The following is a 17,206-nucleotide window of genomic DNA, read 5'->3' as shown; positions in this document are numbered from 1 at the left end:
GCACTCCTGATTTGTTGGGCGGGACAGGTCCATTCGACTGCCGGCACGTATCACGCCGATGTCGCCAGCAAGCGGCTGTGTATCGAACATCGATCAATCGCGAGCCAAATACATTTCGATACACACCGGCGCACCTTTCCTCGGACTCCCGGGTAGCTGGCGCCGAGCTTTGCGCTACCTCGCTGCTTTGACTGTTCGCCGAGGCAGCTAGGCAGATGCGTCGCGCAAGCCTTCGGAATCCAGCTCCAGCCTTCGTGTAACGCCGATGGAGTCGAGGAAGCTGCGGTCATGACTGGTGACCACCAGCGCACCTTCGTGACTGCCGATTGCCTGCTCCAGCGGGTGCAGCGTCTCCAGATCCAGGTTGTTGGTCGGTTCGTCGAGCAGTAGCAGCTGCGGCGCGGCGTCGGCGTGAAGCACGCAGGCCAGGGTGGCCCTCAGTCGTTCGCCGCCGGAGAGTGCGCCGACCGGCAGTTCCATACGCCTGCCGCGGAAGCCCAGCCTGGCCAGGATGTCCGAGCGCGCCTGCATCGACAACGACAAGGCGAGCCTGGCGAAGTTTTCTGCGATCGATAGCAGTGGGTCGAGCTGGTCGAGGCGCTGGTCGAGGTAGGCAAGATGGCCGGGGCCGCGGCGGACCGTGCCTCCGTCAGGCACGCGCTGGTCCGCAAGCATTTGCAGCAGCGTCGTTTTTCCCACGCCGTTGTCGCCAAGGACCGCGATGCGTTCCGGCCCACGGATCGTCAGGGAGACGCCTGAGTCGCCCCACAGCTTGCGCCCCTCATGGCAGGCCTGCAGTGACTCACAGGCGAGAACCAACTGGGTGGGACCGACGCGCGTTCCGGGAAGCGAAAAGCGGATCGGCACCAGGCTGGCAGCTTGCTGCTCGGCCTGCTTCAGCTCGCTGCGTACTTCCTGGACGCGCGCCTGGTGCACGGTCGCCGATTTGCCCGCAGCGACCTGTGCTTGCCGGGCGTGATTGCCGGCGACGATCCGGGGCAGGCCGGAGCTGCCGAGCCTGCGGGAGGCGTTCGAAGCGCGTTGCTCTGCATGCTCCCGTGCCTGCTGTTTCTCCCTCTGCTCGCGGCGCAGTTCCTTGCGAAGGTTCTGCAACTGGCGGTCCGTGGCCGATTGCTCGGCGTCGGTGGCCGCACGGTAAAGGCTGAAGCCGCCGCCATACATGCGAAGCTCCGAAGGGCGCAGTTCGCCGATCTGATCCATTCGTTCCAACAGTTCGCGATCGTGACTGGCGACGAACAGGCAGCCGCGGAATTCGGCTAGCACACGGTACAGCCTGTTTCGCGCTGCGGCGCTGAGATGGTTGCTGGGTTCGTCGAGGAACAGCACGGTCGGCCTACGCAGCAACTGCGCCGCGAGCCTCAGCAGCAGTGTTTCGCCACCGCTGAACGTGGATGCTTGCCGCAGCAGCGTTACCTGATGCAGGCCAAGGCTGGCCAGGGCAGAGTTGACGCGATCACGCAGGTCCCAGTTGCCGTCGGCGCGTTCCAGCAGGATGGGGTCGGCATCGCCTTCCAGGACGCGATCGACGGCGTATAGGGCGTCGGTCACACCCAACAGGTCGGCAACGCTCTGCTGCGCATCGACCACAATGCGCTGTGGCAGATAGCCGAGCTTGCCGGTGATGGAAACGGTGCCGGCCTGCGGTGTCAGCTGCCCAGCGAGCAACTGCAGCAGCGTGCTCTTGCCGGCGCCATTGGGGGCCACCAGCCCGATGCGGGATGGCGCCAGCGCAAACGAAAGTTCATTGAAGACGGGTGTGCCATCGGGCCACGAAAACGTAAGGCCAGAGACGCGGATACGTGCGTCGGACATGGATTCCTCCTTGGTTGGCACGGCGCAGGGCGCGTGCATAGCGACGAAGGCGCCGGGCGAAGCCGGTGCCTTTCAGGCATCAAAGGGGAATGCGGCGATCACACGTGAGGCAGACTCGGGTTGCGGTGGTGCGGACGCGCATTGTGCCAGCGCTTCAGCTGCGTGGCTGAATGCCGTGCTACTTCGCGGCATCCCGCATGACGGTCGCCTCCAGAGGGATGACCGCCCATCAATAGGGAGGAAATGGCTTTCGATCGGTTCCAGCGTCACAAAGGCCACGGCGCTGGCGGCCTGCCGCCGACGAGGCGAAGCTGCTGAAGCGAAGCGATCCGGGCACCTCGACCGAACGCTAGGGTCCGCGATTGGCATACGCGATCAGCAGCACCAAGTCCTCGTCGCCGTCCTGACGGATGGCATGAGTACTGCCGGGCCGGGTCAGCATCGCGTCGCCGGCTTGCACGCGTTGCGAAGTGCCGTCCAGTTCGTAGATGCCGCTGCCGCTTACCACGTAGTAGATCTCGTCCTTGTGGTGCTGGTGCAGGCCAATGCCGGCGCCCTTGCCCAGCACGCGTTTGCGGAAACTGAAACCCAGTTCCGGCGCATCGGCGAAGAACGGGAACGCGATGGTGGTGCCAGCGCCGCCATGCGGCCCTGGCTGGGTCACGGAAATGTCCCGCTCGTGCACGACCCGCGAGGGATGGCGCTGCGCTTGGCGATCCACCAGCGCAGTGCCGGGCGCGCCGCAATCGGTATCGCGAACAACCTGCGGCGCAAGGGCTGGATCGATGCGCTTCCATCCCTGCACGACCAGGCAGGCCGACATTACCGCGCCCCGCTCCTGCAGATGGGTGTCGTCGGCCAGGTTCTGTTCCGGCACATGCATGAAATAAGTCTTGGACGGCTCGTCGCCGAGTGCGCGCAGCCAATCCATGCTCGATGCAGTCAGGTCGACCAGGCCGACGCGTTCGCGTGCCGCAAGATCACGCACAGCCTGCGCGTATAGGCCATGGGTGTCGAGCAACTGGTCGGTCTTGCTGCCGCGTTCGAACTTGCGCCGCGCAAGCGGGGTGATCAGGATCGGCGTGGCGCCCTTGCTGCGCGCCAGCTCGACATAGCGCATCAGCCACTGCGGAAAGGCACGGGCAGGCTCGTCGTAACGGGTCGAGTCCTCGACCTTCTCGTCGTTGTGGCCGAATTGGATCAGCAGCACGTCGCCGCGCGATAGCGCTTTGGCGACCGGTACCAGCCAGCCTTCCTCGATGAAGCTGCGCGAGCTTCGCCCGGACTGGGCGTGATTGCGTACCTGCCAGGCCTTGGGATCGAGGAACGATTGCAACTGCATGCCCCAGCCTTGGCGCGGCGCGCGCTCGGGGCCATATTCGCTGGCGGTGGAATCTCCAACCACGAATACGTGACGCGGCGCCGCGGCCTGCGCCTGCCATTGCAGCGTGGCTAGGCAGCACGCCGCTGCCCATGCCAGCCGGTGCTTAGCGTGCGAGCCAGCCACCATCGACAGGGATGATCGCGCCATTGACATAGTCCGAAGCGCTGCTGGCAAGGAACACCGCCGCGCCGCCCAGATCTGCCGGCGTGCCCCAGCGTGCGGCCGGGATGCGGTCAAGGATCGCCTTGCTGCGATCTTCGTCCGCGCGCAGCTGCGCGGTATTGTCGGTAGCCATGTAGCCCGGGGCGATGGCGTTGACGTTGATGCCCTTGATGGCCCATTCGTTGGCCAGCAAGCGGGTGATGCCGGCGATACCGGACTTGCTGGCGGTGTACGAGGGCACGCGGATGCCGCCCTGGAACGACAGCATCGAGGCAATGTTGATGATCTTGCCGCTGCCTTGGGCAATGAAATGACGACCGGCGGCCTGCGACATGAAGAACGCGGACTTGATGTTGACGTTCATGACGTCGTCCCAGTCCTTTTCGCTGAAATCCACCGCATCGGCACGGCGGATCAGGCCGGCGTTGTTGACCAGGACGTGCAACCCGCCCAATCCGGCCACGGTCTGTTCGACCAGCCGTTCCACTGGCTCGATCGTGCCCAGGTTCGCTTCCAGGTTGAGGAAGCGGCGGCCAAGGGCCTGCACCTTTTCGCAGGTCTCGGTCGCTTCGACGATGCCGGCGGCAGCGATGTCGGCGCCGGCCTGGGCCAATGCCAGCGCGATGCCCTGGCCCAAACCGGTATTGGCGCCGGTCACCAGCGCGATCTTGCCTTCGAGGCTGAATGCATTAGCCATGGTGTCGATTTCCTGGAAGAAGGACGGATTGCAAGGGGCGCATTACTTCAGCTGGCAGATGTCCAGCACGTGCATGTCGGTGTAGTCGAGGTTTTCGCCGCCCATTGCCCAGATGAAGGCGTAGTTGGCGGTGCCGGCACCCATATGGATCGACCATGGCGGCGATACCACGGCCTCGTTGTTCTGGATGACGATATGGCGCTGCGCTTCGGGCTCGCCCATGAAGTGGTAGACGCGATCGTTCTTGCCCAAATCGAAGTAAAAATAAACTTCACTGCGGCGATCGTGCAGATGCGGTGGCATGGTGTTCCAAACGCTGCCGGGCTTGAGCACAGTCAGGCCCAGCAGCAACTGCGAGGACTGGCACGTGGCCGGCACGATGTACTGGTAAATCGTGCGTTCGTTGCTGGTTTCCAGCGCACCGCGCTCCAGCGCAACCGCGTCCTTGATCGACAGCTGCCTGGTTTCGAAGCGGGCATGCGCTGGGGTCGAGGCCAGGTAGAACAGGGCCGGGTTGGCGGCGTCCTGCGAGGCGAACACCACTTCGGCGCTGCCCATGGCGACATACAGGCCGTCCTTCGGCCCCAGGGTGTATGCGACGCCGTCGACGGTGACGGTACCGGTGCCGCCGCCAACGTTGATCACACCCAGTTCGCGGCGTTCCAGGAACGGATGGCCGGCGGCCGAGGCCGGTTCGGTCTGCGCGGGCAACGCGATCGGCGCCACCGTCGGAGAGGCCCCGCCGAGCACGAAACGCTCGTAGTGGGTGTACTTGAGGACGATCTGGCCGGCCACGAACAAGCCATCGAGCAGGTAGAGCTCGCGCAATTCGTCGTTGCTGGCGCCGTCGACGGCAGCGGGGTGGGTCGCGTAGTGGGTCTTGCAATACAGGGACATGGCGGGCTCGACCGGTAGGGAGGGCGGCAGGATGGGGGTAATACTAGCGGGTTAGGTAACCGGTGTCATTTTGCGTTGCACGAAGACGGTGGAAGTCGCAACGGCATTGCTCAGTTCGCGGGCGGCTGGCAGGAATCCCGCACGATCAGGTGCGGGCGGACGCTGGCCACCGACAGGGTCTTGGCGTCCTCGGGCTGGATCAGCATCGCCGCGGCGGTGCGGCCGGTGTCGCGAGTCTGCCGGCGCACCGAGGTCAACGGTGGCCACAGGCGCGATGCCAGCGGGCTGTCGTCGTAGCCCACCACCGACAGCTCGCGCGGGATCTGTATCCCGGCGCGCATCGAGACGCGATAGACGCCCGCGGCCATTTCGTCGTTGCCGGTGAATATGGCGGTGGGTCGCTGCTTGCTGCCCAGCAGCAGCTTTTCGGCCGCGGCGACGCCGGATTCGAAGGTGTAGCCCGCTTCGCAGATCCGTTCCGGCGGAAGTTCCAGCCCGCGCCGGCGCAAGGCCTCGACGAAACCGTTGGTGCGCTCGTAGGTGGAACGGTAGGCCGAGGGGCCGGTGATCAGCGCAATGTCGCGATGGCCCAGAGACAGCAGGTAATCGGCGGCTTCGGCCGCGCCGTCGCGATCGTGGGTGATTACCTGTTGCGAACTGTTGCTGCCCAGCGCCACTGAAGCGACGCGGGTATAGCGGCAGCCGATCTCGTCCAGCATGTCGGCCAGCGCCTGGTCTTCCGATGCGCGCGGCACCAGGATCACCCCATGCAGCTTCTGTTGCTGCACGAAGCGACGCACGCCATCGATGTATCCCGGGCTGCGGGTGTCGCAGGGATGGACCACCAGCTCGAACGCGGATTCGCGCAGCGCATCCAGCACCCCGTACTGCATGTCCACGATGTACTGCGCGGTGGGGTTGTCGTAGACCATGCCGATCAGGAACGACTTGCGGAACGCCAGGCCACGCGCCATCGGGTCCGGCGCATAGCCGACCTCGCGCATCAATGCTTCCACGCGCTCCCGGGTGTCCTTCCGCACCAGCGGCGACTGGTTGATGATGCGCGAGACGGTCTTCTTCGAGACCCCGGACAGCCGCGCGATGTCGTTGATCGTCGCGGCCTTCGCCGGCGTGGCGGGGGGCATCGTGGGCTTCTTGCGTCCTGGCATGGTCGTCGCGACGGCGGGTATGTAGGGATTCTAGGCCCAGTGGCCCACCGGGAGACAGCCGGTCGCGGAACTCACGACTTCAGCAGCGCCGGCAGCCACAGGGACAGGTCGGGGAAGAATGCCACCACCAGCAGCACGCCGAGGCCGGCCAGCCAGAATGGCCAGATTCCCCGCATGCTCTCGGCAATGCTGATCTTGCCGATGGCGGTGCCCACGAACAGCACCGAGCCCAACGGCGGGCTGATCAGGCTCAGGCCGCCCTTCAGGACCAGGATCACGCCAAAGTGGATCGGATCGATGCCGATGGCCTTGGCCAGCGGCAGGAAGATCGGCGTGCAGATCAGGATCATCGGCGCCAGATCGAGGAAGGTTCCCAGCACCAGCAGAACCAGGATCATCAGCAACAGCATCAGGTTCTTGTCGTTGGTCAGGCTGGTCAGGAATTCGACCGACGCCGACGGCACCTGCAGATAGGCCAGCAGCCAGCCGAACACCGCGGCGGCGGCGATCACCAACAGGATCGCGCCGGCGCTGCGCGCGGCGTGGACCACGGTGCCGAGGAATTCCTTCCAGCGCAGTTGCCGATACAGCAGGGTGGTTACCAGCAATGCGTAGACCACGGCGATCGCCGCGCTTTCCACTGCGGTGAAGATGCCCGCACGGATGCCGACGAAAATCAATGCGACCAGACCCAGGCCCGGTAGCGCGGAGACCAGACGCAATGCGACCGCGCGAAACCCGGGGAATGCCTCTACGCCGTAACCGCGATGGCGCGCGACCAGATAGCAGGTCAGCATCAGCACCGCGGTCATCAGCAGGGCCGGGAGGATGCCCGCGGCGAACAGGTCGGCGATCGAGAGGCCGCCACCGGCCGCGGCCGAATACAGGATCAGGTTGTGCGAAGGCGGTACCAGCAAGGCCACCAGCGCGGCGGTGATGCTGACATTGACCGCGAAATCGCGGTCGTAACCACGCTTGACCATCTGCGGAATCATCGTGCCGCCGACCGCGGACACATCGGCCAGCGCCGAGCCGGAGACGCCGCCGAAAAACAGCGACGACACGATGCTGACCTGGCCGAGGCCGCCACGCATGCGCCCGACCAGCGACGAGGCCAGCGCGATCAGGCGTTCGGAAATGCCACCGCGCATCATGATTTCGCCAGCGAAGATGAACAGCGGTATCGCGATCAGCGATGCCGAGCCGGTACCGGCCGAGAACTGCTGCACCAGCACGATGCTCGGTTCGCCGAGGTACAGCAGCGTCGCCAGTGAAGCGGCCGCCAGCGCGAACGCGACCGGCACGCCGACGACCAGCAGCACCAGGAATACCAGGAAGAGGATGGTGATGGCCATGTCAGGTTTCCTCCGCCGCGGCGTGTGCCGGTGCGTCGTCCAGGTGAGCGAACTGGCCCAGGCCGAACAGCGCCATCAGCGCGCCGCCAAGCGCCAGTGGCAGGTAGTTGATGCTCTGCGGCAACGGGGCGCCGGCCGCGGGGATGTGCAGGCCGTCGAAGAACAGCACCGTGCTCCAGTACGCGATGAATGCACCGATGACCACGACGGTCGCTGGCGTCAACGCGCGCATCGCACGGCGCGGGGCCGGTGCCAACGCATCGGCCAGCAACGAGAAGTTGAAGTGGCGTCGCGTGTGCACACCGGCAGCGGCGCCCAGACTCATTGCAGTGCTGAGCAACAGCAGGGTGACCGGTTCGGTCCAGCTGGGCGAATCGTTGAGGACGTAGCGGGCGATCACTTGCCAGCCCTGCACCAGCACCAGGCCGATCAGCGCCGCCGCGGCGACGGCAATGGTGACGCCCGCGATGCGGTCGATGCTGCGTTGCAGGCGGGAAAGGTTCGTGTCCGTGCTCATGCGGTCTTCGCTCAGGCCAGTGCGCGGATGCGCTGGAACAATGTTTCGATCTCGGGGTTGCGGTGGTACGCGTCCAGCAGTGGCTGCGCGGCACGGCGGAATGCGGGCAGGTCGGCATCGTTGAACTCCACCCCGGCGGCGAGCACCGCTTGCCGAGCGACGGCCTCGGATTCGTCCCAGGCCTTGCGCATCACCGCCACCGATTGGCGCGCGGTTTCCACGACCAGTTCGCGTTCGCGTGCGGACAGCGCGTCGAAGCTGCGCCGCGACATCAGCAGCACGTCGGGCGCGTAGGAATGCTCGGTCTTCGACCAGTAGCGGGCTGCCTCGAAATGGCGGCTGGACTGGAAGCTGCGCAGGTTGTTCTCCGCGCCATCGATCATGTGCGTCTCCATGCCGCTGAACACTTCGCCCAGCGCCAGCGGGGTGGGATTCGCATCGAACTGGCGCAGCATGCGGATGAAGATGTCCGACACCGGCACGCGAATCTTCATGCCGTGCAGGTCCTGGGGACGGACGATCGGGTGCTTGTTGTTGTAGAAGCAGCGCGCACTGGAATCGTAGATCGCCAGGCCGACCAGTCCGCGCCGCTCGAAGCCGCGCAGCACCGCATCGCCCACGCCTTCGTCCATCGCCCGGCGCATGTGCTGCAAGGAATCGAATACGTACGGCAGGCACAGTGCCTGGGTCAGCGGGAACGCGTTGTTGAGCGCACCCGAATACACGCGGGTGATGTCGATGGCCCCGAAGCGGGCCATGTCGATGGCCTCGGATTCGCGGCCCAACTGGCCGGAATGGTAGAGCTTGATGCCCAGTTCGCCGCCGGTCTCGCGTTCGAGTTGCTCGCCGATCCAGCGCACCGCCTCGACCGTGGGGTAGTCCTTCACGTGCACGTCGCTCGCAGTCAGCAGGCGCGCGCCTTTCACGGACGGGCCGTTGCGCGCGCAACCGGCCAGCATTGTCGCTGCGCTGGCGCCGAAGGCAGCGCCCAGGAATTCTCTGCGAGTGATCATGCGCCCTCCCGCGCGTTTCACGTCATCGCCGCGTCAGGACGCGGCGATCGCGGTACAGGTGATTTCGCCATGGCCGGCAAAGCGAATGGCCGCGGTCTGACCGACGCGGATGTCATGGATGCCGGTAGCGTTGCCGCTGGCGATCAGGTCGCCCTTCTTCAACGGACGTCCACGCCGGGCCGAACGCGCCAGTGCGAAGGCGAAAGCCGCGCGCAATCCGCCAGGCAGGAAGGTCGCACCACCGCTGCCGACTTCGATGCCGTCGATCAGGGTCCGGCAGGTCAATTCCGTTTCAGGGATCGCATGCCAGCCCGGGATTTCGGTACCGAGGATCAGGCCGTTGTGGTTGCCGAAATCCGAGACCACCACGCGCGGGCCGAGCTCGTTGATCGTGGCCAGCGGGCTGCTCGCGATCTCCACGCCGGTGTGCAGAGTGGCCGGAAACGCATCGGCCTCGTCCGCGCTCCAGTCGAGCTTGTCGGCCGGGGCATCGGCCTCCAGCCGCAGCACGTATTCGGCCTCGACCGCGCCGAACCCGCCGACGTACACCGGGAAGCGCAACTCCGGCGTCGCCGGCCACAGCGCCCTGGAGAACACCGGGCCGAGCAAGCGGTCGTCGCCGGAGATGTCGCGGCGATCTGCCGCGATGTAGCCGACCTTCCAGCCGACCACCTCGTCGGGCCACTGCGCGATGGCCAGGTCCTGGATCGCGTAGGCCGACACTAGGTCCGGCGGGATGGTGCCCGGGAAGTCCGGCAGCGACTGGCCGTGTTTCCTTGCCTGCACGAAGCGCGAGGCGATGGCTTCGTGCTCGCCTGCGGACTGGCCTGTGTTGGCGTTTCCGTCGCGGGTACCCAAGCGGTTTCTCCTGATCCGGTTTGCTGCAGTGCCGATGGACTCGGCCCGGCGACCTGTATATGGTAAACCGGTGTCATTGACAAGACGCGTCGCCGCAAACCCGTCGGGACGCGAGTTCGGGCAACCTGTTTTCGGCTCCTGGGAGGGAGACTAATGCGACTCACGCGTTCGACCCGCGGCCCTGTCCGCCTGTTGTCGGCCCTTGCCGCCATCGGCCTGCTGCTGGCGGTGCCTTCCCCGCCGCTGGCCGCGCAAGAAACCCGGGCACTGGCCTTCCCGGGCGCGCAGGGCTGGGCCGCGCACGCGACCGGCGGACGCGGCGGCCGGATCATTCGCGTCACCACCCTGGCAGCCGAGGGCCCCGGCTCCTTCGTCGAGGCGGTGGAAACCAAGGGGCCGCGCATCGTCGTGTTCGAGGTGGGCGGCGTGATAGACCTCGGCGTGAAGACGATCAGGATCCGCGAAAACGACATCACCATCGCCGGGCAGACCGCGCCTAGCCCCGGCATCACCTTCATCCGAGGCGGCTTCGACATCAGCGCAAGCAACGTGATCGTCCAGCACATCCGGGTTCGCCCGGGCGACGCCGGCCAACCGAAGATGAGTGGCAACGATTTCGATGCCATCAGCACGGTCGGCGCGCACGACGTCATCATCGATCACTGTTCGCTGACCTGGGCCACCGACGAAAACCTGTCCGCCTCCGGCACGCGTTTCGCCGGCGATACCCCAGAGCAGTGGCGCGAAGGCACCTCGCACCGGATCACCTTCAGCAACAACTTGATCGCGGAAGGGCTGGCCCATGCCAACCACATCAAGGGCGAGCACTCGAAGGGCTCGCTGATCCACGACAATGCCCGAGACATCCTGATCGTCGGCAACCTGTACGCGCAGAATTACGAGCGCAACCCGTTCTTCAAGGGCGGCACCCAAGGCTGGGTGGTCAACAACCTGATCTACAACCCGGGACAGCGTGCGGTGATGTACAACCTGATCGCCGCCGAATGGGATGGTCACCCCTATCAGGACGGGCGCATGGCGGTGGTCGGCAACGTGATGCGCGCCGGCCCCGACACGCCGCAGCAATCGGCTTTCTTCATGTTCGGCGGCTCCGGCAACCTGGACCTATACCTGCACGACAACATCGCGGTGGACCGGATCGGCAACCCCCTGCCCCAATTGGGCCGCTACACTACCGCCGCAGTGCGGCCGCGCATGCTGAAGGAGCCGCCGCCGTTGCCGTTCGGGGTGAAGATCCTGCCAGCGACCGAAGTGCAGGACGCGGTCATCGCCAACGCCGGTGCGCGCCCGTGGGACCGCGACGACATCGACCGCCGCATCTTCGAGAACACCATCGAGGGCCGCGGCCACATCATCGACAGCCAGGACGAGGTCCGCGGCTACCCGAAGTATGCTGAGACCCGTCAGCCCTTCGTGCCGGCGGACTGGAACCTCGACACGATGGAGCCGCTGAAGCCGTTGAAGCGCCGCGAGCCGCTGCGCTGAAGCGATGCGCCCGCGGCAACGCCCATCGCTGGCATGGCGCGTGATATCGCGGCCGCGTTGGCGGATGCGTGAATGCGCCCAAGCGGCGGGCGCATCGAGCGCTTTCCCCGGCATGCGGCGAGAACCGGAATCGGAATCCATTTGGCTTTGGGGCCCCCTTCAATGAGTCAGCGCAAGATCAAGACGGATTCCGGCTTGACCAGCCATTCGGCTGTCGACAGTCGCCGGGACGACGACTCGAAAGTACGCCGCGGCGATCAGGCCACCGGTCACCCCGCCGACCCGCAGCGCCGCAATCTGTTGCATACCGGCCTCGCATCCGCCGCCGCACTTGTACTGCCGTCGTGGGCGCATGCCGCCGCCGGCAGCGACCACCCTGTCGCCACCACCCGCAGTGGCCGCATCCGCGGGTATCGTGATCGCGGCGTAAGCGTGTTCAAGGGCATTCCCTACGGTGCCGACACCGCCTTGCGCCGGTTCCGCCCGGCGCTGCAGGAACGCCCGTGGCGCGGCGTGCGCGATGCGCTCGCTTTCGGCGCGGCGGCACCGCAATCCGGCAGCAGCGAGGCGACCAGCGAGGACTGCCTGTTCCTGAACGTGTGGACGCCGGCATTGCGCGATGGCAGCAAGCGGCCGATGCTCGTATATATCCACGGCGGCGGTTTCAACAACGGCTCCGGCAGCGATCCGCTTTACGACGGCATCAACCTTTGCCTGCGGGGCGACGTTGTGGTCGTTACCGTCAACCACCGCCTCAACGCTTTCGGCTATCTCAGCCTTGGCAAGCTCGGCGGTGCGGCCTTCGCCGATTCCGGCAACGTCGGCCAACTCGACCTGATACAAGCGCTACGGTGGGTCAAGCAGCACGCGCACGAGTTCGGAGGCGATGCCGGCAATGTCACCGTGTTCGGCCAATCCGGCGGCGGCGCCAAGATCGCCACCCTGATGGCGATGCCGGCCGCGAATGGCCTGTTCCACCGTGCCTGGACGATGAGCGGCCAGCAGGTCACCGCCGCCGGTCCCCGCGCGGCGATGCAGCGCGCCGAGCGCTTCATCGAAGCCGCCGGGCTCGCGCCCGGGGACATAGACGGCCTGCTGCGCCTTTCTCCGCAGCGCCTGCTGGAAGCGGCGAAGGTGCGCGACTTCTCGCGGGTGGAAGACAGCGCGTTGTACTTCGGCCCGGTAATGGACGGCGGCAGCCTGCCGGTGCATCCGTTCTGGCCGGACGCGCCGCGACAGGCGGCCGCGATCCCGATGGTGATCGGCAATACCCGCGACGAGACGCGCGCGTTCCTCGGCAACGATCCGAAAAACTTCGAGCTGGGTTGGGACGAGTTGCCGGCGAGGATCGAAAAGCAGCAGTTCGTCGATATCGACCCGCGCACGGTCGTCGCCGAATATCGTCGCCTGTACCCGGACTACGCGCCGTCGGAAGTATTCTTCGCCGCCACCACCGCTGGCCGTTCTTGGCGCGGTGCGGTCGAAGAGTGCGAAGCACGCGCGCGACAATCGCAGGGCAGCGCACCGACGTGGGCCTACCAGCTCGACTGGTACCCGCGCACCGATGAAGGCCGCAAGTTCCGCGCCTTCCACACCCTCGACATCCCGCTGGTGTTCGACAACGTTGCCCAGCCGGGTTCGCGCACCGGCGACGACGCCGACGCGCGCCGCGCGGCCGGGGCGATGAGCGATGCGCTGCTGGCCTTCGCGCGCAACGCCAATCCCAACCATGCCGGCCTGCCGGAATGGAAGCCGTACACGCTCGGCCAGCGGGAAACGATGGTGTTCGACCACGACAACCGGCTCGAGAACGACCCGCGCGGCGGCGAGCGGCGACTGTATGCGCGCGTGCCGTTCGTGCAGCGCGGGACGATGTAGAACCCGCGATCGTCTTGCCGCCTTCGCTAGAACGGTATTCGCGCGAGGGATCTTCTTTCTCACGGCAGTCGCAACACTCGCTTTCCATCTACCGGGTCCAGCATGAAAAATCGCACGTTGCCTTTCGTACTCGCGTTGTCCATGGCCAACGCCAGTGCCGTCGAGCCGCGACTACCGGTCGCCCAGATCCGAGCCGACAAGATCATCCTCGTCGGCGACTCCACCGTGGCCGTGCACGGCGGCTGGGGTGGCAGTTTTTGCGACCATCACGTCACCTCGTTCCTGGCCTGCGTGAACCTGGCGCGGGGTGGGCGCAGCAGCTACAACTACCGCGCCGAAGGCTCGTGGGACATCGTGCAGCGCGAAATGCGCAGCGGCGGCTATCGCGACGTCTACGTGCTGGTGCAGTTCGGCCACAATGACCAGCCGGGCAAGCCGGGGCGCTCGACCGACTTGGCCACGGAATATCCGGACAACCTGCGCCGCTATGTCGAAGAGACCCGCGAGGCCGGCGCCAATCCGGTGCTGGTGACGCCGCTGACGCGACGCCAGTTCAAGGACGGTCAGTTGATCGACGACCTCGCGCCGTGGGCCGAAGCGATGCGCAAGGTGGCGCTGGAAACGAAGACGCCGCTGGTCGACCTGCACGCGCGCAGCACGGCCGCGGTGCGGGCGCTGGGGCCGCTCGGCGCGATGCAGTTCGCGCAGCAGCCACCGACGCCGGAGCTGGTCGCCGCGGCGCAGGGCGGCACCACGGCGGGTTCGGCACCGGCAACGTCAGCGCCCACCACGCCATCCCCCGCGGCGGCCGGCAACGCCGCGATCGAACCGATGGGTCAGGCCAAGCTCGCCTTCGACTACACCCACCTCGGCCCAGCGGGCGCCGACTTCTTCGCCGTGATCGTTGCCGACGAACTGGCGCGCGCGGTCCCGGGATTGCGTCGGGAATTGGTGCCGTAGAGCCCCTCGCAGGGGGCGAGCGCCGGCTGCTGGGCTTGGGACCCATCGCACGGTTCGTTCGACGGGTCCGTTCCCAAAGCCGTGTCTGTTATTTGATTGGATAGGTCCGCGCGTAGTTGATCTTCAGCCAGTCCGCCGCACCGAAACCGATCTTCCTGGCGGTTCCGGCGTACTTGGCCACGGTTGGCACAACGCTGTTCAGTGGAACCGTCTGGTAGGCATATGGCAAGCGCTCGTCGTAGGCATAGCTGAAGGTAAACGGCGTGCTGGGCGGCGCCGTCTTGCTCATGCTTTCCACGCCGACAATGTGCGAGGACCAGGCCCAGTTGCCGACCGTCAATTTGTCGTACCAAGTGATTCCCTTGGTGAATGGATTGTCCCCGTAGTTGTCCCAGCTACTGCCCGTGTAGGACCCGCTGCGATTGATGATCCTGGAGTTGACGATCAGGCTGCGGTTGATCGCATCCTTGAACAGCGTGTCGAAGGGTGCGCTCATGTTCCCGGTGTCGTCACCCTGGCGTTCCGCGCCGATCAACGGTTCGTTGATCGCCACGTACACATTGGTGTCCGCCGCTATCGATGCGCCATTCCGGGCGTTCGCTCCGCGCGCGAGCGTATCGCGACCGTATTTGGCGATGGCGGGCACGAAATCCAGGATGTCCTGATGCGACAGGTTGTCGAAGAAGTTGTTGAAGACATGGCCGGTTCCCTGGCGGATCATCGGCAGGCGCTGGCCGACGTTCGTGTAGCGGTTGTACGCCATAGTCAGGCGCAATCTCTGGTTGCCATCCTTGACTTCGACGCCGGTGGGGCTGACGTAGTTGGTGTAGTCCTTGTCGCCGGAGCCCACCAGATGGACCTTGGAGTGATAGGCGGCATACGCCATGATCTGGTTCGGAGTGGCGCCTTCGCTGCGCATCTTGTAGTAGACGCTCGTTGCCGGGTTCAAGGCGCCGGTTGCGTATTTCTGCTCCATGAGTCCGATCGACTGGTAGATGGAACTGCTTGCGTCCGGGTACTCGTTCGCCTCCAGGCCGAACTCGTTCCATGAAAACGTGACGTTGGAGGCGCCGTTTTCCAGGTCGATCATCCCGTCCGCAGCGATCGAAAACCTGCAGTGGTCGATCCACACATTGTTGGCGCCATTGACCTTGATGAAAGACCAGCCGACCTCCTTGTGCTGGCCGGAATCGTCCCATTGCCACATCTCGTCGAACCGGAGGTTGCGGATGACGATGTCGTTGGAAGAGCCTTGCAGCTTGATTTCCGCGTGCTTAATGGCTTGGCCCGATGTGGAAAAGATGGTTAGCCCGTCCACATTGGAAATGTTCAGCTTCGACACGCCGGAAGCGATCAGCAACGGGTTGGTGAAGCCGTTCGAGGGTCGCGGATAATTGGAAATGAAGCTGTATCTGGATCTTTCCGTCGAATCGAGGCCCAACTCCGTCCAGCCCAGGTTGATCGTGTTCCTGACTTCGATGACTTTGACCAGGCCTTGGCTCGCCTCCAGGATGGCCTGCAGGAATTCGCGTCCACTACTCACTGCGCGATAGTAGGGAGTGCCGACGTAGTGGCTTCTGTCCTTCACGCCCAACGAGGCATAGCCGGGAACGGACAGGAAGCTGGCGTCGAAGCTCCTTTCGATCTTGGTTGCATTGGGGATTGCGGAAATCACCGCAGCCCCGGCCAAACTGCCGGCAACGAGGGAAGGGGAAATAGCCAGCAAACTTCCCGCCAGCGAGATTCTCAGTGCTTTGTTCAACATGCAGGATTCTCCTTCGGTGATGAGGTACGGAATGGAAGGTGCCTTCGCGGAGCTGTTGCAGACGCTGCGCCGGAACAGCTCAGCGGGGAGAGGTCGGTTTGGCGACGGATTGCCGCCAGCGCGGTACTTCCTGGTCAAGCAGTTTTTCCGGCCAGGTGCCGTACCAGGCGTAGCCGACGCGGCGTTCGTTGGGCATGTCGGCGAAGCGCGCAACCTGTTCGCCTTGCCGATTGACGAACATGGGCTGCTGCTTGTGGAGATCGTAGAAGCGCGCCCACAGCGAGGCGCCGGCCTGCGCTTCGATCAGCACGTCCTTGCCGGTTTCCTCGCCGGGCGCCTCGACCTGGCGCATCGCGGTGTCGCGCAGACGGTGCCGATCGAACCATTGCACCGCATCCTCGACCGCACGCACCAGCGCCGGGGAAGGCTGCCGCTGGCGCATCAACAGGCGCACCACACCGACCGATTCGGATACCGCCAGCGACGGCAGTTCATAGGCGCGGGCTTTGGCCGGCTGGAGGGTTGTTTCGTCGTATTGCGCGGCCCAGATAGTCGGCTTGCCGCCGATCCTCACCTGGGTGGCGAGGATGCAGTCGATGCCGCGCGCGACCGCCGCGCGGGCGCGTTCGCCGTATTCCGGAGTCAGCGCGGCGAGCGCGTCGCGGCCTTCGGCCACGTCCTGCAGTAATTGCAGCACGCGGGCCATCGCGTCGTCGTTGTAGGTGATCTGGTGGCGGTACAGCGAGCGATCCGGGTAGTACTGCGGCCAGCCGCCGTTCGGGTACTGCGCGCGCAGCAGGTAGTCCACGCCGCGCCGCGCCGCCTGCAGGTAGACCGGGTTACCGGTCCTGGCATGGGCCTGGGCCAGGTAGGCGATCTCGCTGGTGGTGGCCTTGTTGTCGATGGTCGCGTCGTCGTGGCGGTCCGGCGCGCGCAGCGCGGCACGTTCGGCTGCGTCGTAGTCGCGCACGTAGTCGACCTTCTTCTCGCGGTAGTGTTTGGGCCAGCCGCCCGAAGGCGTCTGCAGCAACAGCATGTTGTCGGCAACCGGATCGGTATCGGCCGCATGGGCCAAGCCGCTGGCGGCGCTCAGGACCAGCAACAGGCAGCGAAGCAGGGAAAGCGGCATCCGGATGGTCTCCAGCGATGTTCGGCGGTCGTGTGCCACCCCTTCACTGGTGGCAAGGGGCGGCATGGGCTTGCGGCGCGGTC

The 17,206-nt window shown here is 65.5% G+C and carries 14 protein-coding genes; 3 read left to right on the top strand and 11 right to left on the bottom strand.

What is annotated here, in order from left to right:
* Positions 1-207: 207 nt before the first annotated feature.
* From J5837_RS15175 to J5837_RS15135, 9 genes are all read right to left on the bottom strand, one after another.
* Positions 208-1,833: an ABC-F family ATP-binding cassette domain-containing protein gene (locus tag J5837_RS15175; RefSeq protein ID WP_210537630.1), complete on the bottom strand. Its 1,626-nt coding sequence runs from the start codon at positions 1,831-1,833 to the stop codon at positions 208-210.
* A 349-nt stretch (positions 1,834-2,182) separates the two neighbouring features.
* Positions 2,183-3,364 carry a GDSL-type esterase/lipase family protein gene (locus J5837_RS15170; RefSeq protein ID WP_244756043.1) on the bottom strand — a complete coding sequence of 394 codons (1,182 nt, stop codon included), beginning with the start codon at positions 3,362-3,364 and terminating at the stop codon, positions 2,183-2,185.
* Positions 3,321-4,076 (bottom strand): 2-dehydro-3-deoxy-D-gluconate 5-dehydrogenase KduD, encoded by a 756-nt coding sequence (kduD, locus tag J5837_RS15165; RefSeq protein ID WP_210537629.1) that lies wholly within the window; start codon positions 4,074-4,076, stop codon positions 3,321-3,323. Before kduD ends, J5837_RS15170 begins: the two co-directional genes overlap by 44 nt.
* Before the next feature lie 42 nt (positions 4,077-4,118).
* Positions 4,119-4,973: a 5-dehydro-4-deoxy-D-glucuronate isomerase gene (kduI, locus tag J5837_RS15160; RefSeq protein ID WP_210537628.1), complete on the bottom strand. Its 855-nt coding sequence runs from the start codon at positions 4,971-4,973 to the stop codon at positions 4,119-4,121.
* A gap of 110 nt (positions 4,974-5,083) precedes the next feature.
* Entirely contained in the window at positions 5,084-6,118 is a 1,035-nt protein-coding gene (locus J5837_RS15155) for a LacI family DNA-binding transcriptional regulator (protein WP_244756041.1), read from the bottom strand.
* Between the two features lie 95 nt (positions 6,119-6,213).
* On the bottom strand, positions 6,214-7,497 hold the full coding sequence (locus tag J5837_RS15150; RefSeq protein ID WP_210537626.1) for a TRAP transporter large permease: 1,284 nt from the start codon (positions 7,495-7,497) through the stop codon (positions 6,214-6,216).
* A gap of 1 nt (position 7,498) precedes the next feature.
* Positions 7,499-8,014, bottom strand: coding sequence for a TRAP transporter small permease (locus J5837_RS15145; protein WP_210537625.1), 516 nt, complete (start codon positions 8,012-8,014; stop codon positions 7,499-7,501).
* An 11-nt stretch (positions 8,015-8,025) separates the two neighbouring features.
* Positions 8,026-9,027 carry a TRAP transporter substrate-binding protein gene (locus J5837_RS15140; RefSeq protein ID WP_210537624.1) on the bottom strand — a complete coding sequence of 334 codons (1,002 nt, stop codon included), beginning with the start codon at positions 9,025-9,027 and terminating at the stop codon, positions 8,026-8,028.
* 33 nt (positions 9,028-9,060) lie between these two features.
* A complete protein-coding gene (locus J5837_RS15135; RefSeq protein ID WP_210537623.1) occupies positions 9,061-9,885 on the bottom strand; it encodes a 2-keto-4-pentenoate hydratase in 825 nt (274 codons plus the stop codon).
* Positions 9,886-10,038: 153 nt separating this feature from the next.
* Here J5837_RS15135 and J5837_RS15130 point away from each other — a divergent pair, with 153 nt between their 5' ends.
* The 3 genes from J5837_RS15130 (at position 10,039) to J5837_RS15120 (ending at position 14,229) form a co-directional block, all read left to right on the top strand.
* Positions 10,039-11,391: a pectate lyase family protein gene (locus J5837_RS15130; protein WP_210537622.1), complete on the top strand. Its 1,353-nt coding sequence runs from the start codon at positions 10,039-10,041 to the stop codon at positions 11,389-11,391.
* Positions 11,392-11,553: 162 nt separating this feature from the next.
* Positions 11,554-13,269 (top strand): carboxylesterase/lipase family protein, encoded by a 1,716-nt coding sequence (locus tag J5837_RS15125; RefSeq protein ID WP_210537621.1) that lies wholly within the window; start codon positions 11,554-11,556, stop codon positions 13,267-13,269.
* Between the two features lie 102 nt (positions 13,270-13,371).
* A complete protein-coding gene (locus J5837_RS15120) occupies positions 13,372-14,229 on the top strand; it encodes a rhamnogalacturonan acetylesterase (RefSeq protein WP_210537620.1) in 858 nt (285 codons plus the stop codon).
* Positions 14,230-14,317: 88 nt separating this feature from the next.
* Here J5837_RS15120 and J5837_RS15115 read toward each other — a convergent pair whose 3' ends face one another.
* Both J5837_RS15115 and pelA read right to left on the bottom strand, forming a co-directional pair.
* Positions 14,318-16,132, bottom strand: a complete 1,815-nt coding sequence (locus tag J5837_RS15115; protein ID WP_210537619.1) for a pectate lyase family protein — start codon at positions 16,130-16,132, stop codon at positions 14,318-14,320.
* Positions 16,074-17,123, bottom strand: coding sequence for a pectate lyase (gene pelA / locus J5837_RS15110; protein ID WP_210537618.1), 1,050 nt, complete (start codon positions 17,121-17,123; stop codon positions 16,074-16,076). The genes J5837_RS15115 and pelA overlap by 59 nt, the downstream gene beginning before the upstream one ends.
* Positions 17,124-17,206: the final 83 nt, after the last annotated feature.

The sequence above is a fragment of the Pseudoxanthomonas helianthi genome (assembly GCF_017939625.1).
In the GTDB taxonomy this organism is placed as follows: Bacteria; Pseudomonadota; Gammaproteobacteria; order Xanthomonadales; family Xanthomonadaceae; genus Pseudoxanthomonas_A; species Pseudoxanthomonas_A helianthi.
This window is presented reverse-complemented; position numbering and strand designations above follow the sequence as displayed.

Excerpts from the sequence above, each read along its gene's own strand:
- J5837_RS15175 (WP_210537630.1), bottom strand. The coding sequence starts at position 1,833 with ATGTCCGACGCACGTATCCGCGTCTCTGGCCTTACGTTTTCGTGGCCC.
- J5837_RS15170 (WP_244756043.1), bottom strand. The coding sequence starts at position 3,364 with ATGGCGCGATCATCCCTGTCGATGGTGGCTGGCTCGCACGCTAAGCAC.
- kduD (WP_210537629.1), bottom strand. The coding sequence starts at position 4,076 with ATGGCTAATGCATTCAGCCTCGAAGGCAAGATCGCGCTGGTGACCGGC.
- kduI (WP_210537628.1), bottom strand. The coding sequence starts at position 4,973 with ATGTCCCTGTATTGCAAGACCCACTACGCGACCCACCCCGCTGCCGTC.
- J5837_RS15155 (WP_244756041.1), bottom strand. The coding sequence starts at position 6,118 with ATGCCCCCCGCCACGCCGGCGAAGGCCGCGACGATCAACGACATCGCG.
- J5837_RS15150 (WP_210537626.1), bottom strand. The coding sequence starts at position 7,497 with ATGGCCATCACCATCCTCTTCCTGGTATTCCTGGTGCTGCTGGTCGTC.
- J5837_RS15145 (WP_210537625.1), bottom strand. The coding sequence starts at position 8,014 with ATGAGCACGGACACGAACCTTTCCCGCCTGCAACGCAGCATCGACCGC.
- J5837_RS15140 (WP_210537624.1), bottom strand. The coding sequence starts at position 9,027 with ATGATCACTCGCAGAGAATTCCTGGGCGCTGCCTTCGGCGCCAGCGCA.
- J5837_RS15130 (WP_210537622.1), top strand. The coding sequence starts at position 10,039 with ATGCGACTCACGCGTTCGACCCGCGGCCCTGTCCGCCTGTTGTCGGCC.
- J5837_RS15125 (WP_210537621.1), top strand. The coding sequence starts at position 11,554 with ATGAGTCAGCGCAAGATCAAGACGGATTCCGGCTTGACCAGCCATTCG.
- J5837_RS15120 (WP_210537620.1), top strand. The coding sequence starts at position 13,372 with ATGAAAAATCGCACGTTGCCTTTCGTACTCGCGTTGTCCATGGCCAAC.
- pelA (WP_210537618.1), bottom strand. The coding sequence starts at position 17,123 with ATGCCGCTTTCCCTGCTTCGCTGCCTGTTGCTGGTCCTGAGCGCCGCC.